General features: G+C 68.7%; 12 protein-coding genes. All 12 read right to left on the bottom strand.

The features are described 5' to 3' along the window. Positions 1–3: 3 nt before the first annotated feature. The gene (locus E6C72_RS16435; protein ID WP_158280175.1) at positions 4–5,727 is read right to left on the bottom strand and encodes a phage tail length tape measure family protein; all 5,724 of its coding nucleotides are present in this window, start codon (positions 5,725–5,727) and stop codon (positions 4–6) included. Positions 5,728–5,732: 5 nt separating this feature from the next. After that, positions 5,733–6,395: a DUF6441 family protein gene (locus E6C72_RS31795; protein WP_158280176.1), complete on the bottom strand. Its 663-nt coding sequence runs from the start codon at positions 6,393–6,395 to the stop codon at positions 5,733–5,735. Beyond that, entirely contained in the window at positions 6,392–6,580 is a 189-nt protein-coding gene (locus tag E6C72_RS16430; protein WP_109086397.1) for a hypothetical protein, read from the bottom strand. Before E6C72_RS16430 ends, E6C72_RS31795 begins: the two co-directional genes overlap by 4 nt. Positions 6,581–6,597: 17 nt before the next feature. Beyond that, a complete protein-coding gene (locus E6C72_RS16425) occupies positions 6,598–7,389 on the bottom strand; it encodes a hypothetical protein (protein WP_109086398.1) in 792 nt (263 codons plus the stop codon). 124 nt (positions 7,390–7,513) lie between these two features. Continuing rightward, a complete protein-coding gene (locus E6C72_RS16420; protein WP_109086399.1) occupies positions 7,514–8,668 on the bottom strand; it encodes a hypothetical protein in 1,155 nt (384 codons plus the stop codon). A 12-nt stretch (positions 8,669–8,680) separates the two neighbouring features. Beyond that, a complete protein-coding gene (locus E6C72_RS16415) occupies positions 8,681–8,884 on the bottom strand; it encodes a hypothetical protein (protein ID WP_109086400.1) in 204 nt (67 codons plus the stop codon). A gap of 26 nt (positions 8,885–8,910) precedes the next feature. After that, on the bottom strand, positions 8,911–9,372 hold the full coding sequence (locus E6C72_RS16410) for a hypothetical protein (RefSeq protein ID WP_109086401.1): 462 nt from the start codon (positions 9,370–9,372) through the stop codon (positions 8,911–8,913). After that, entirely contained in the window at positions 9,372–9,680 is a 309-nt protein-coding gene (locus E6C72_RS16405) for a hypothetical protein (protein WP_109086402.1), read from the bottom strand. Before E6C72_RS16405 ends, E6C72_RS16410 begins: the two co-directional genes overlap by 1 nt. Positions 9,681–9,682: 2 nt before the next feature. Next, positions 9,683–10,012, bottom strand: a complete 330-nt coding sequence (locus E6C72_RS16400) for a DUF2190 family protein (RefSeq protein ID WP_109086403.1) — start codon at positions 10,010–10,012, stop codon at positions 9,683–9,685. 75 nt (positions 10,013–10,087) lie between these two features. Continuing rightward, on the bottom strand, positions 10,088–12,097 hold the full coding sequence (locus tag E6C72_RS16395; protein WP_158280177.1) for a ClpP-like prohead protease/major capsid protein fusion protein: 2,010 nt from the start codon (positions 12,095–12,097) through the stop codon (positions 10,088–10,090). A gap of 13 nt (positions 12,098–12,110) precedes the next feature. Next, complete coding sequence (locus tag E6C72_RS16390) at positions 12,111–13,607, bottom strand: phage portal protein (RefSeq protein WP_109086405.1); 1,497 nt, start codon at positions 13,605–13,607, stop codon at positions 12,111–12,113. Next, on the bottom strand, positions 13,604–13,813 hold the full coding sequence (locus E6C72_RS16385) for a phage head-tail joining protein (RefSeq protein ID WP_109086406.1): 210 nt from the start codon (positions 13,811–13,813) through the stop codon (positions 13,604–13,606). Before E6C72_RS16385 ends, E6C72_RS16390 begins: the two co-directional genes overlap by 4 nt.

Below are 13,813 nucleotides of genomic sequence, written 5' to 3'. Positions count from 1 at the left end.
GGGTCATCTTCCTTTCATTGCATACTGCGGCACGGCCTGTCCGAGCCGGATTTCCTGAGACTGTTTGTCGATGCGGCGGCGCAGCTCCGCGTTCTCGTCACGAAGGGCGGTGATCTGCTTTTCCATCATGTCGATGACGGTGTCGGCGATGGCGCGGGCGTCCTGCCGTGCCTCTTCGCGAAACTTGCGCAGTTCCGACACCATGGCGCCCACCCCCGCATCGGACGCGGCAAGGCGCGGCCGGAAGCTGGTGACGCCAGCCGGCAGCCGGTCGTTCGCCGCGTTGAAGCGCTGCGCCATCTCGATGCTGGCGTCGTGGGGAAAGACCCGCTCACCGCCGGCCAGCCGCACCAGCTCCGGCCCTTCCTCACCCACCCACGCCAAACCAGGCGGGGCCGACGGTGTGCCGGTTGCGAAGCCGGGGATGATCCGGGCGCCGGACAACACTTCGCCGATGCCGAACTCCTTGAACCACTTGGCAAGGTTGAAGAGCGGATCGGCGTCGCGGGCGGCGATGATGTCGCTGAAGCCGCCGAAATAGCGCTCGATGTCAGCGTTGCTGAAGGCCTCCAGCTGCGCCCGCTTCTGCTCCACCGTCCGATCGACGGTGGTGACGGGCGCCGTGGTCGAGGTCGTGCCGGTCAGCTTCTGAAGCGCCGTCAGCTGCGCCTGATAGACCAGGTAGGAGCGCTGCATGATGCCGGTCAGATCGGTCACCGCAGCATATTGCTTCTGCCCCAGGGCTGCGGCCTCCGCCCGGCTCTTCTGCATCTCCTTCAGCGTGTCGTTCGCCGTCTTCAGCGTGCTTTCGGCTGTATCCACGCCCAAGGCGGTGGTATCGCCGAACTCAGCGAAGACGGAGCGCATCCATTTGTAATCGGTGCTGTCGGTCGGGCCGAAGTAACTCCGTGCAAGCTGGATCAGGGTTGGCCCGATGGACAGCAGATCCTGCTTCGCCGCGTCCCGATCCTCATCGCTCTTCGTTGTGTCCTTGTAAGTCGCGTAATCGACCGCGGCCTGCCGGCGGGCCTCCTTCAGCCGCTCCAGGTCGGACAGCGGCGAGTTGTCGTTCAGCGCCAGGGCGTCGAAGGCGCTCCGGAACTGGCGGGCCGACTGTGCGATCTTCATCGCGCCGTTGGTCAGGCCGGTGATGTAATCCTGCTGCGCCGTGATCTGCTGGTCGTAAGCGCCCAGCACATCGGCCTGCGCGAGCTGAAAGGCCTTGGCCGCCCGCTCCGCCGCCTGCACCTGTTGCAGCGCCGTCATGTCGTAGCCGGCGGCCTGCGCCTCGGCCAGGGCCTTGGCCTGCTGGGCATCCAGCGCGATCAGCTGCGATCCGCGGTCGTTGCCCAACGCGGCATACATCCGGCTCTGCACATCGGCCTGGAAGGAGGCAAGGTTCGCTGCGGCGGTGCCGGCGTCGGTGCCCATCGCCTTGATGGTCTGCCCCAGCTTGCCGATGTCGCTGGTCGCCCCATAGGTGGAGGTGATGACGTCCAGCTGGGTGGCGTTCAGCTGCGTCATGATGCTGTTGAGCTGCGCCGCCCGCAGGGTCTGCGCCTTGGTGATCGGCTCTCCCACCGCGGCCAGATCGCGGGCGTTGGTCTGTTCGTCCTCCAGCGCCTTGGTGATCTGGTTCAGGAAGTCGCGACCGAGCGCCGCATTGATCTGCTGGTCCAGGCTGGTGTTCAGCGTCTTGGCAAGCTTCTTCAGAGCGTTGCCCAAGCCCTCGTCCATCTTCTTCGCCGCATCGGCGGCGGAGTAGCCGACGGCCTGAAGCACGTCGCCCATGTTGGACCATTGCGCCCGGAACTGCGCCGCCTGCGCCTCATAGACGGTGTAGGTCTTGGGATCGGCGCCGGAGACCAGCGTGTCGATCCAGTTGCGGGTCGCATTGGCGGCCTTGGTCGCGTCCAGCCCGGCGTCGGATGCGGTCTGACGGAAATCCTTGATGGCGGTGGTCAGATCGGCCGCCGCCGTCTTGCCCTGCTTGCGGGCGGCATCCTCCAAGCCGATCGCGTTGTTCATCGCATCGACCGAGTCCTGGAAGGTGGCGGCCAGCTGAAGGTGCTTGGTCAACGCTTCCGACGTGGTGGCGTTGCTCTTGGCGAGCACCGTCTTCACATCGTCGTTCACACCGGTCAGCGAGCCGTTGCCGATCAGCCCCTTCAGGCTCTCCCGCATGTAGAACTGGACGGCTTGGCTTTGGTCGGTGAACTCGGTCTTCTGACCCGCCTTGTCGCCCACCTGCGGGGTGACGAACCATTTGTTGCCTTCGGCGAAATATTGCAGCCGCCCGGTGTTGGCGCCGTCACCGCCGGTCAGCTTGCCGCCAACCCCCGCGATGATCGCGGTCATGGCCTTGGCGACGGAGTCCGTCACGGTCTGCATCTGCGAGGCGTCTGCCCCGTTGTCCGCAAGCGCCCGATCGGTCCGGAAGCCACCAGCACCGTCCAGAACCACATTTCCCGAGCTGTTCGGCCCGACGCTCTTCTTCTGCGACCCCAGCATCGCCATGACGGCGCTGATGACGGCAGCGGCGGCGATGCCCCACGGGCCGCCGACAGCGCCCATGCCCCAGATCGAGGCGCCCAGTGCGGCGCTGCCGGCGCCCAGCGCAGCACCGGTCAGCGCTCCACCAACCTTCGACCCGCCCATGAACCTGTTGGAAAGATAGGCGCCGCCGAAGCCACCGATCGCACCGTAGGGCATCGCCGCGCCGATGGTGCCGGCGGCGCCGACAACGGCATTGCCGGTGCTGGTCAGCATCAAGTCAGTGGCGGCGGCCTCCGGGATCACCCCCGCCGCCGACGTGGACAGGCCGAGCGCTTCGCCCAGGCTGCTGGTGGCGAAGGAGCCGGCGGCCTGCGTCGCGGCCAAGCCCGATCCGCCGCTCAAGAGCTGCCAGCCGGACCGGCCAAGACTGACCAAGCTGGTGGCGTTGCTCAGCAGCCCGCCCGATCCCTGCGCGGCACCAGCGATCCCGCCGGCACCAGCCGGAGCCTGGACGCCGAACAGCGACGGCGCCGCACCGACAACGGAGGTGACGATCGGCAGCACGACCGCGTTCTCGAGCGCCGCCAGGCCGATCCGTTTGAAGATCGACTTGAAAAAGTCCACCACACTGGTGGCCTTGCTCGGATCGGTCAGGCGGTCGTACAGGTTCTCCGAAATGCTGCCGGCAATTTCCTTGGAGGTGGCTTTCACGTCGTTCGCGTACTGCGTCAGCGCCTGCGTGTCGGCGATCTGCTCTTGAAGCTTCACCCACTCCGCGATCTGGTCGGAGGTCGCCGACTTGGCCATCCCCTGCGCCTGCTGCTGGATTTGCAGCGACTTCAGCGCCCGATTGCGCAGCGGCTCGGCCTGCCCCATCAGGGCAAGCTCCTGCTGGGCATAGTCCAGGCCCTGCCGGGCGGTGCGCAGGGTCTCCTCTCCCTGCGTCCGCTTCTGCGCCTCGGTGCCGCGCCTGGACACCAGGTCGTAGGCGCCGGCCAGATCGCGCAGCGTCCTGGCCAGCTCGGCCGCCCCCTCCTCCTCCGCCACCTGCGCAGCGGCGAGGATGCCGGAGGTCTGGGCAGCGACCTGCGCCTGCCGCTCGGCCTCGGCCTGCGCCGCGGCACCATGCTTGGCCGCGTCGGCGATCTTCTCCTGCGCCACCGCTTGCCGGGTGAGGTCGGCCACCGCCTTGCCGGCGTCGGCCGCGGTCGAGGAGGCGGCGTTCAGCACATTCTGGCGGGTCAGCTCGGCCACGCTGACGGCGGCATTGCCGGCAGCAGCGGCCTGCGCATCGTTGGCGGCCTTCTGGCGCAGCGCCGCCGCCTCGCTCTGGCCATAAGCCGCCGCCAGCTGGACGTTGCCCTGTGCCGCCAGCGACAGGCTGCGCAGCTCGTCGCCATAGGCGACCGACAGCTGCAACAGGGCCTCTTTGCGCCGCAGGTCACGGATGTCCTCCGCCTCCTGCCCGGACAGCCGCCGCTCCCGGATCTCGTCTTCGGCGCGCATCGACGCCATTTGCAGCGTCCGGGCGGCTTGGCTGCCGCCCATCGCCTTGGCCAGCCGTTCATAGGCGGCGGTCTGTTCATCGACGTACTGGACGGCCTTTTCGTCGGTCTTGCCGCCGGCACTGGCGGCACCGGCCGACGTGCCGGCCACGCGTACAGGCGTCTTGGCCAGCTCCGTCACCAGCCGGCCCTGCGCGGCCTTCAGCTGCTGCTCGAGGTCGGCCAGCTGCTTATCCAGGTCGGAGCCATCGGTGGTGCCGAACAGCAGCGATCGCAGATTGAGGTTCAGATAGGTCTCGCCGTCCGCCTTGGCGCCGTCGCGGGTGGCGATGCTCTTCTTCACCGCCGCGATGCGGGTCTCCAGGTCGGCAATCTGCTCCTTCGGCGTGCTGGTGACTGCCGCCGCCATCCGGGTGACGGCGCCGGAGACTCCAGTAATCATCTCCATCACCGGGCGGCTCTGCGCCACCGCATCCATGAAGGCGTTCCAGCCGACGCCAAGGTCGCGGAACGCCTGTTCGGCCGGGGACATGGATTGCTGCCGCAAACCGTCGAAGCGACGGTGCAACGCCTCCACCGCAACGCCAAGGGCTTGGGCCTGCTGCCCGTGCTCGGCCATGGCGCGCACGGCCTTCAGCTCATCGGAGGTCAGGAAGCCGATCTCGTCCTGAAGCTTCTTGATGGCGGGATAGCCCTCGGTCGCCAGCGAGCCGAGCTGCTTCACCATCTCGTCCACCGACTTGCCCATGCCGGCGGCCATGTCGTTGCCGATGCCGGCAATCTCCTTGGCCATGGTGGAAGACAGGCCGCGGGTGGTGGCGATCACCTTGGATGCGGCTTCCGACTCGTCCTTGCCGGCGCCGTCGGCGTACAGGGCCTTGGCCAGGTCGCGCAGCTGCGCCGCGGTGGATTGCGCTTCCGTGCCATAGGCCTTGGTGGCGACGGACAGGCTGCGCAGCTGTCCTTCGATGCCGACAGCGCGCGACGAAATCACCGCCAGCCCGGTGGCCAGCGTGGCACCGGCCGCGATGGTCAGGCCGATCGGCGACAGCAGCAGCGACAGGGCACGGCTCACACCGCCGACGGCGCCGACGGCCTGCGGCGCCTGCTGAAGGAGGGGGCGGAAGAGGCCCTGCCCGGATCCGACCTGGACAGCGAAGTCCTGCACCTGATAGCTCAGGTTGGTCATCTCGTGCGCCGCCAGCTTGGTTTTGCTGGCACTCTCCTCCAGCACACCATGCTGCTCGCGCAGAGCGGCACTCAGCTTGCGGTGCTGCGTTTCGGTCAGGGTGGTGCCCTGCACGCCACCGGCCAGAGCCTTGTCCAGCAACGCCTGCCCGTCAGCAACCTTCCGGTTCGCGGCGGCGGTCTTGTCCAGCGTGTCGATCAGCCCGCGCAGCGCATCCGCTTCCTTGCGGGCGGCGATCGCTGCCGGATCGTAGGCGTCCTTGGCCGCCTTCAGCAGCGCGTTGGCCCGTTCCCGCGACACGCCCAGCTCGTCCACCGCACGCTTCAGCAGGGCCTCGTCGTCGGCCAGCTTGCGGGTGGCGCGCGACGTGGTGTCCAGCCGGCCCTCCAATGCCTCGAACTGCCGGCGCAGGCGGTCGGGGCTGTTGTCGTTCCCCACCGACTTGATGGAGACGCCCAGCTCCTCCAGCTTCCTGCGGATCGCATCGACGTTGTCCGCCTCCACCGACAGGCGGACGCTGACCTTCTTCTGCGCCATGGCTGTTACCGCCCGAGAATGTTGGAGAGGTTGGTGGCCAGCTGCGCCTCGGCCGCCTTGGTGGCGGCGTCGATGTCCAGCAGCTTGCGGCCGCGGACCTTCTTGGCCAGCAGGAAGAGCGGGATGGAGGTGGCCCGGCCGGCGCCGCCGCGCGCCAGCGTGTCGCCGCGGGCCTTGCCGTCGGCCACCAGCAGCGCGCGGGCGCCGTTGCCGATCGGCTGGAAGCGGAGCGGACCGAACTTCGCCTCCGCCGCCTTGACGTTGGACCATTTGGCCGGCACCGCACTGGCCCGCCGGGAATCCGGCCGCTGCGGCTGCTTGTCGAAACCGGCGGCCTTGGCGGCCGGCAGCGGGATGGCCAGCCATTTGGCGCCGCGGGCGGTGATGGTTTCGCCGCTGTCGAAGGCCTCATGCAGCCGGGTGGCCTTGCTGTAGACCAGGCCGGCCGGGCGCAGGGTGCGCCGACGGCTGACCTTGGGATACAGCTCCAGCCGCCACGCCTTCTCCAGGCCGGTGCCGAGCCCGGCGGCGCGGGTCTGCCGGCGCAGCTCGGCCTGAAGGCCTTCGGAAGCCGAACGCACTGCCGCACGGGCGGCATCGCCGATTTCGTCGAAGCTGGTGTTCACCAGCTCCTTCAGGTCCCCGGTGATCCGGCCAAGGATCATCATGATGGCTCTCCCGCCAGCAGCTCGGCCTCGGCGTCGCTCATGATGGCGAAGGCGTCCATCATGATGGCGGCCTGGTCGCCGGTGCCGCCGGCATCCGGCAGATGGCCAACCACCGGCACCACACCGGCGGCCATGCCGCCGATCCGCCCCGGCTGCGGCCGGTAGGCCCGCCAGAGCTGCACCATGTCGAAGTGATCCTCGGTCAGGTCGAGGCGGGGGTTTCGGTCGAAGCGCTCTCCGAAGAGGAGCCACGCGGAGCCGTCAGGCGCTGCTTCTTCGCCGTCGGGGAAAGCTTCCGGCTGGAGGCTGACCGCGACGGCGATGCGGAGTTTTTTTCCATGTCCTTGGACGGGCGCATCAGGCTCATGATCTTGAAGCCGACGGCGCGCAGCTCGGCCTCCTCCAGATGCGCCAGCGTCTCATCGGTGGTGAGGTCGCGGCGCCGGACGAAGGGGGCATCCGTGCCATCGGCAGCCTTCACGCCTTCCCAGCCGCGCAGGAAGTGGCGGCAGGCGACGATCGGCGCCACCGACAGCCAGAACTCCCGATCGCCTTCCATGGCGGCGTACCGCCCGCCGGCAGCGCGTGCCAGGCGCGTGATGGTCTCCAGCCCGTCCAGCGCGTCAGGGTCGACGTCGCCTTGGGCAGAGGCCTCTACCTCGTCGATCAGCTCCAGCAGGGTGTCGAGGTTGTAGGGGTTCACCTCGCGCAGATCCTCGCGCAGTGCCCTGTACAGCTCGGCATCGCCGGGGTAGTTGGCGCCGGCCGCGCGCAGGTCGCGGCGGAAGGCGGCGCGCTGGAAATGGCTGGGCACGGCCAGCAGGTAGACCGGCTGCGGCGCAGAGTCGATCTCGGCCTGCACGGCGTCGATCAGCCGGGTGAAGCCCTCCTCCAGGTCGGGAGTTTCGGCCTTGGCGCGCAGAGCGGTCAGCGTCGCAATCTGGTCGAGGCGCGGGATGAAATGGACCACGTCCTTGGTCGAGACGGGAAGCATGGGGGTGTCCTCTGTCGGTGAGGGGTGGGGTGCGGGCGGAGCCGACATCTCCGCCCGCTGGCGCACGACGGCGCCCCGCCGGCCGGAGCCGACTGGTTGCCCGGTGCCGGCCGGGGTCGCGGGGTCAGAAGAGGCAGAGGAAGGCGCCGGCATCCTGTCCGGTGCAGGCGAACTGGTGCGTGTTCGTCAGCAGCCCGTTACGGTCGCCCGGCTGGAGGTTGGTGTAGAAAGCCGCCGGAACGGTCAGGCCGATCCGGTTGCCTGCCGCCGTGCCATAGCTGGCATGGATGATCTGCTGGGTGCCGGCGCGCAGCGCCGCCATGCTGTCGCGCGTGGCGATCAGCGTCTCCAGCGGGTCGCAGCTGCCGGTCATGTTGCGGGCGGTGATGATGGACGGGTCGAAACCCTCGGCCGCGTTCGGGTTGTCCGGATTGGTCATCTGGTTGCCGAACTCGATCGACATCGCCGCCATGGCCGATGCCACCCGGTTCACCAGCGCCTTGCCGCCCTTCCACACCGGCGGCCGGGTGGCGTCATAGACCAGCCCGGTTGGAACGCTGGCGTCGGTCTTGCTGACGAACATGCCGGTGAAGGTGAAGCTGATGCGGCCGATGTTGCCGCTCTGGAGCTTCAGGGTGGCGTTGCCGCGGGCGCCCACGACTTTGTAAAGCACGCCGTCCTGGTAGAAATAGAAGGTCAGCGACGGGATGTTGGTGGAGGCGGGCCGATACAGCACATTCACCGGCACCTGGTAGCTGGTGCCGGTCGACAGCGCCGTGCCGAACAGGTCGGCCAGGGTAGCCAGCTTGCCGGCGGTGTAGTCGGCAACGAAGCTGGTGGCGCCAGCCGCCGGGTTGCCGGTCAGCAGCAGCGGCATGCCACGATAGGCCTGCGCCGTGCCGCTGGCACCGCTGCCCAGCGTCAGGCTGCTGGTGGTGCCGGCGGTGGCGGCCTCCGGCACGGCCGGGACAGCGGCAGCGGTGATGACTTCCGCCCAGCCCGCCGCCCTCATCAAATCGCCCCACTCCGGCGGGGTGCCGGGGGTGCCCGAGCCTTTCAGCAGGACATCGAAGGTCAGCTGCACCGTCATGCCGCCGGTGATCGGACCGCGGCCATCCAGGCTGCCGGTCGACTCGTTGGTCTGGACGGTGTTGGGGTTGAAGCTGATTTGCGGGTTCTCCACCAGCACCGCATCGGTGCCCGGCACCGGACCGGCGTCCGTGCCTTCAGTGGTTTCGATCTTCGCCAGCAGGGCATTGTTGCGGGTGCGCAGGGCCATGGCGGGTGCTCCTTACTCGGCCATGGGCGCGGTGACGATCGGCGCCTCGCTGGCGGGCCGGCGGCCCTTGGTGACGGTGGCGACGGAGGAAGCGGGGACAGCGTCGGCCGCCTTGGCGTCTTCCTCGGTCAGGTTGACGAGTTCGCCGTCGCGAAGCTCGAAGCTGTGGGCAGGCGTCGGCTCCACCGCCGCCGCCCGATGGGCCGGGATGTTCATGGATGCTCTCCGAATGGGTGAAAGGGTCAGGGAGCCAGGGCGTAGGGGTCGCCGGGCCGGGTCCAATACTCGACGGTGACGGCGATGAAGACATCGCCCAGCCCGCCCACGCCTTCGTCGTCGGCGGCGCCCTGGTCGGCCTCGGTGATGGTCGTGTCCACCGCGATGCCGCCCAAGGTCGGGTCGGCCTCGATCGCACGCTGAAGCGCCGCCCACAGGTCCACCAGTGTCCGGTCCAGGCCGGCATCGGTGGCGTCCTTCGCCAGAGCGGTCACGGCGACGCGCTCGAAATTGCGGGTCACCGCAGCCGATTCCTGGTCGGAAGACACCGGACTGCCGCGCATGACCAGCGCCGGCAGCTTCTCCTCCGGCACCGCCTTGCGCCGGCCGCGGTAGACGGTCAGCGTGCCGGTGACGTTTTCCGCCACCACCGTGCCCAGCAGGCCCTGAAAGGCGGTGAGGATCTGTTCGCGGACCGACACCGGCATCACCGCAGCTCCAGCCGCCAGATAAGCCGGGCGCGGTCCGGCCGGCTGGCCTTCTGGATCGTATAGGCCTGCCCACCGACGGTGAGCGCGCCCTCCTCCTCCACCAGCGGAATTTCCGACACGCGCACCTCGGCGACGCGCGATGGCGTGCCGACGCTGGCATCTCCGCCCCGCCAGTCGAGATCCGGCTGTCGGAGCTGCGCCCGGCACGGCACCGCCGGGCTGCCATCGGGCGGGGTATAGAGCGCGTCCACCGCCATGTTCGGGTCGGCGAACAGCGTGTCGAGCATGGCGGCGAAGGCGCTCATGGTCACACCGTGCCGTTCAGGCGGACGGTGCCGGTGGTGGACGGGTTGGCAGCGGCGGCCACGGCGCAGCCGATCAGCGTGTTGCCGCTGGCCGTGGTGGTGGCCACCTTGTTGGTGTCGTCCCAATAGACTTTCGCGCCCAGCGTCCAGGCCTGCGCGTTGGTCTTGGGCAGGGTGTACACGCCGCAGGTGGCACCCTGCACTGCGTTGCCGCTGGTGGCGGCGCTGACGGCCACCGCGAACAGGGCGCCCACCAGCAGGCCGCCGCCGGAGGCGACATCGTAGGGGGCGTTCAGGGACAGCGTGTGGCCGTCCTGGACATAGTTCTTCATCGGGATGTCCTCGCGAAACGCAGCGGGGCGGCACTCTGGCCGCCCCGATCGCTGCAACGGTGGTGTGGATGGCGTTTAGGCGCCAGGGTTCTTGAAGAGGCCTTCCCAGGCCAGGGCCTTCACGGCGGCGTCCAGCCGGACCTTGAACTCGACGCCATCGACCTTCCATCCCTCCTGCTGCTCCAGCCAGGGGGTGGAAACGCCGTCCAGATAGGAGACTTCCACCGTGTCGGTGGCGTTCGGGTCGGCAGCCAGATACCAGGCGGTGGTGCTGGCCGCGTCCAAGCGGGCGTCGGACACCACCTCGGCCAGCCCGGCCACGCTGTTGGGCACGCGCTGCGTCTTGGACGGGTCGAACTCGCTGGCCATCAGCACCTTGGAGGTGCCCTCCAGCGCCACCGGCACCAGCATGAAGCGGGGACGCAGGTTCAGCGCGACCGCGTTCTTGGAGCGGTCCTTCTGCGTCGCCATCGCCACCCGGCCGGCATCGAGGCTGGCCACCGTCGGCGCCGCGGCGGTGCCGAGGTTCGCATGGGTCGCATGGAACAGCGCCACGGAGTCCGACATGGTCGGGTTGGCGGTCAGCGTGGCATAGACCAGGTTGCCCACCGTGCGGATGGCGGCCCGGCCCATGCGCTGAGGGATGCGGGTGAACACCGACATGTCGTCGTTGATGATCGCCTGCCGGGTGATCGAAAACAGGTTGCCATAGGTGGCCAGCTGCACCGTCTCGCCGCGCTCGCCGATGGTGGCGTACTGGTACTCCGCCCCTTCATCGACCTTGCCCAGCGAGGGGAAGCTGTTCAGGTCGATGCGACTGGTGGGCTTGAAGTCCGACAGCTGGCCGGTGGAGGTCCACTGCTGGAAGGTCTCGTTCGCCTCCTCATAGCCGCGCATCATCGACTTTTCGGCGACGTTGGCGAGGATGAAGACGAAGTCGCCGGAGCTGTGGGTCATGGCCGCCTTGACCATGTCCATCGGCCGCATGGCACGGGTCGCGACGTTCTGGATTTCCAGGGACTCGCGGGCCATCTCGCGCAGGCTCAGCCCGCGCAGCTCGTTGCCGGCATCGTCCTTGGCCAGACCGGCCTTGCCCAGCAGCGCGGCCTGTGCGCCGGTGCGGAAGCGGTCCACCGCGTCGCCGGTGATGCGCACCTGGTTGCGGGTCTGCGGTCCGCTTTCGTCGGCCTCGGCCAGCTTGTTGATGATGGTCTCGCGCGCCTTGTCCAGCGGCGTGCCGGCGTCCACCAGCTCGTCGGCCAGGGTTTCCGGCAGCTTGGCGGCGCGCACGGCGGCGCGGATGCCCGAAGCGCGGGTACGCTCGGCCGCCTGCGCCTCGGCGCGGATCTTCGCTTCATCGGCGCCAGCGTTCTGCGCCGAGTCATTGACCGTATCGGCCATGGTGCTCTCCTCGATGTGCTCGGCGGTCAAAGCCGCGCGGACCAACCCGGCCACCGCGGCCGGGTTGGGCTTGGTCTCCCGGCGCAGCGCGTCGGGCAGATTGGTGAAATTCATCAAAGACAGGTCGGTCCGCAGCAGGGCGGCGGCATCCACCGACGTGCCCACGGCGGTGGCGAAGCCGGCGTCGACGGCCTCCTGCCCCCGCATCCAGGTTTCCGCGTCCATCAGCTGCGACAGCTCGGCCTCGCTCTTGCCGGTGCGGGCGGCATAGATCGCGATGATGGAGGCTTTCACCCGGTCCAGGTTGTCGGCCTCCTTGCGCATGGCGGAGGCGTCGCCGATCGCGAGGTTCCACGGGTTGTGGATCATCATCAGCGCATTGGCCGGGATGTGGATTTCGTCGCCGATCATGGCGATGACCGACGCCATCGAGGCGGCGATGCCGTCGATATGGACCACCTTCCGGGCGGCATGGGCCTGAAGATAGTTGAAGATGGCGAGGCCCTCGTAGACGTAGCCGCCACCGCTGTTGATGCGCAGGGTGATCGTGTCCACTTTGCCCAGCGCCTTGATGCCGTTGATGACGGACTTGGCGTCCAAGCCGTCCCATTCGTCACCGACGACGCCATAGATCATCACTTCGCCGTCAGCGCTGACGGCGTTCCGCGGCTTGCGGTCGCTCATGGAAAGCCTCTTTTCAGGCGGTGGCGGGGGCGCTGCCGGCATCGGCCGGCTGCTGTTTGGCGCCCGGCTTCACCGCCGGGTCGGTGTCGAAGGTGATCCCCAGCTCACGCATGCGCTTCAGCTCGGCCGCGCGTTCCTGGAAGACCGTCTCGGGGTCGTAGCCCTGCCGGCGGATCAGCTCGGACTGGGTGCAGATGCCGGCTCGTACCCCATCGCGCGCCGCTTCGGTTTCCTTCACCGGGTCGATCATCTCGCGCCGCGGCGGCGTCCAGGAGGCGACGATGCCCTCCAGTCCTAGCCCGGCAATGGCGGCGGCCTCCATCATCCAGGCCCACACGCCGCCGCACATCTGCGGGATCAGCATGTTCCACTGCCATGCCTCGATGTTGCGGGCCATCTCCAGCCAGCCCATGCGGCCGGAGGAGAAATTGACGTTCCCAAGGTCGCCGGTCAGCGCCTCATAGGTGATGCCGTAGCCCACCGCCACCGCAGCCAGCGTGAAGCGGCTGAAATCGGCGTAGCCGTCCACCCCCGGCGGCGTGGCGAAGCGGACATCGCGGCCCGGCGGCAGGTGCTCGACGATGCCGGGGCCGATTTCCTCCAGCGGAGGAGCTGCCGCGCCCACCGGGCCGGTGTCGCCCCCTTCATCGTCATGGACGAAGACGGCAAAGCAGGCGGCGATCTTCTGCCGGAGGATCTGCGCGTCCTCATAGTCGGCGAAATCGCGCATGCGGATGATGACCGGCGCCCCCCATGGGATGCCCCGCACCTGTCCCGGCCGGTCCTGCCGGAAGACGTGGATCACCTCGGCCGCCGACACCCGGCGGGAGGTCAGCGAGCGCATGCGGGTCAGGTCGCCCGGATGGTCATCGAACAGCCAGTAGGCGACGCGCCGGCCAAGCGCGTCCAGCTCCACCCCCTGATAGCAGGTGTTGCCGTTCCCCAGCGGTCCGTCCTTGCTGCTGTCCAGGAAATCGGGCTCGAGGACCTGGAGCTGCATCGGGATCGGCAGCCCGTCGATGGGACGGCGCCAGCGACGGCGGATCAGGACTTCGCCCGCCTCCGCCACCGTGCGCATGGCCAGGGCTTCAAGGCCATAGAAGGTGTTCCGGCCGTCGGCGTCGCACAGCGTGGTGTCGAGCCAATCCGTCACCAGTTTGGCCGCCCGCTTGCGCTTGGCCTCGCTGCCGCCCTCGATGCGCGGGATGATGCCGGCGCCCACCGTGTTGGTGGCGATCACCGACACCGCGCGGGCGGCATAGGCATTGTTGCGCACCAGGTCGCGGCAGCGGTTCCGCAGCGGATAGAGCTGGTCGCGGGTCTCGGCATTGGCCGAGCTGCCCGGCGTGCGCCAGCCTTCGGTGCGCCGGCCGCGGCTGGCACCCTCGAAGGCGTTGCGCGGACCGGCCACCACCTGCTCCAGCAGCCGGGCACGGGCGCGGCGGAAACCGGCCGTCGGGCTGACGAAGCTGATGGCGCGGTCCAGCCAGTTCAGGGACGGCGTCTTCATCTCAGCCCCGAGCGGTAGGAGGCGAAGCGGCGCCCGGTGGGCGCACCGCCGGCCTGTGTGTTCAGCCCGTTCATCACCAGCGTGCGTGCCCGCACCAGCTCGGCCATCGACCGATATTCCACGGTGTTGCCGTCATAGGTGACGCGCAGCGTGCCGGACGCGATCGCCGCGCTCAGCGCGTCCAGCTGGGTCTGCGTGAAGGCCAT

This window comes from Azospirillum sp. TSH100 (genome assembly GCF_004923295.1).
GTDB lineage: Bacteria > Pseudomonadota > Alphaproteobacteria > Azospirillales > Azospirillaceae > Azospirillum.
This window is presented reverse-complemented; position numbering and strand designations above follow the sequence as displayed.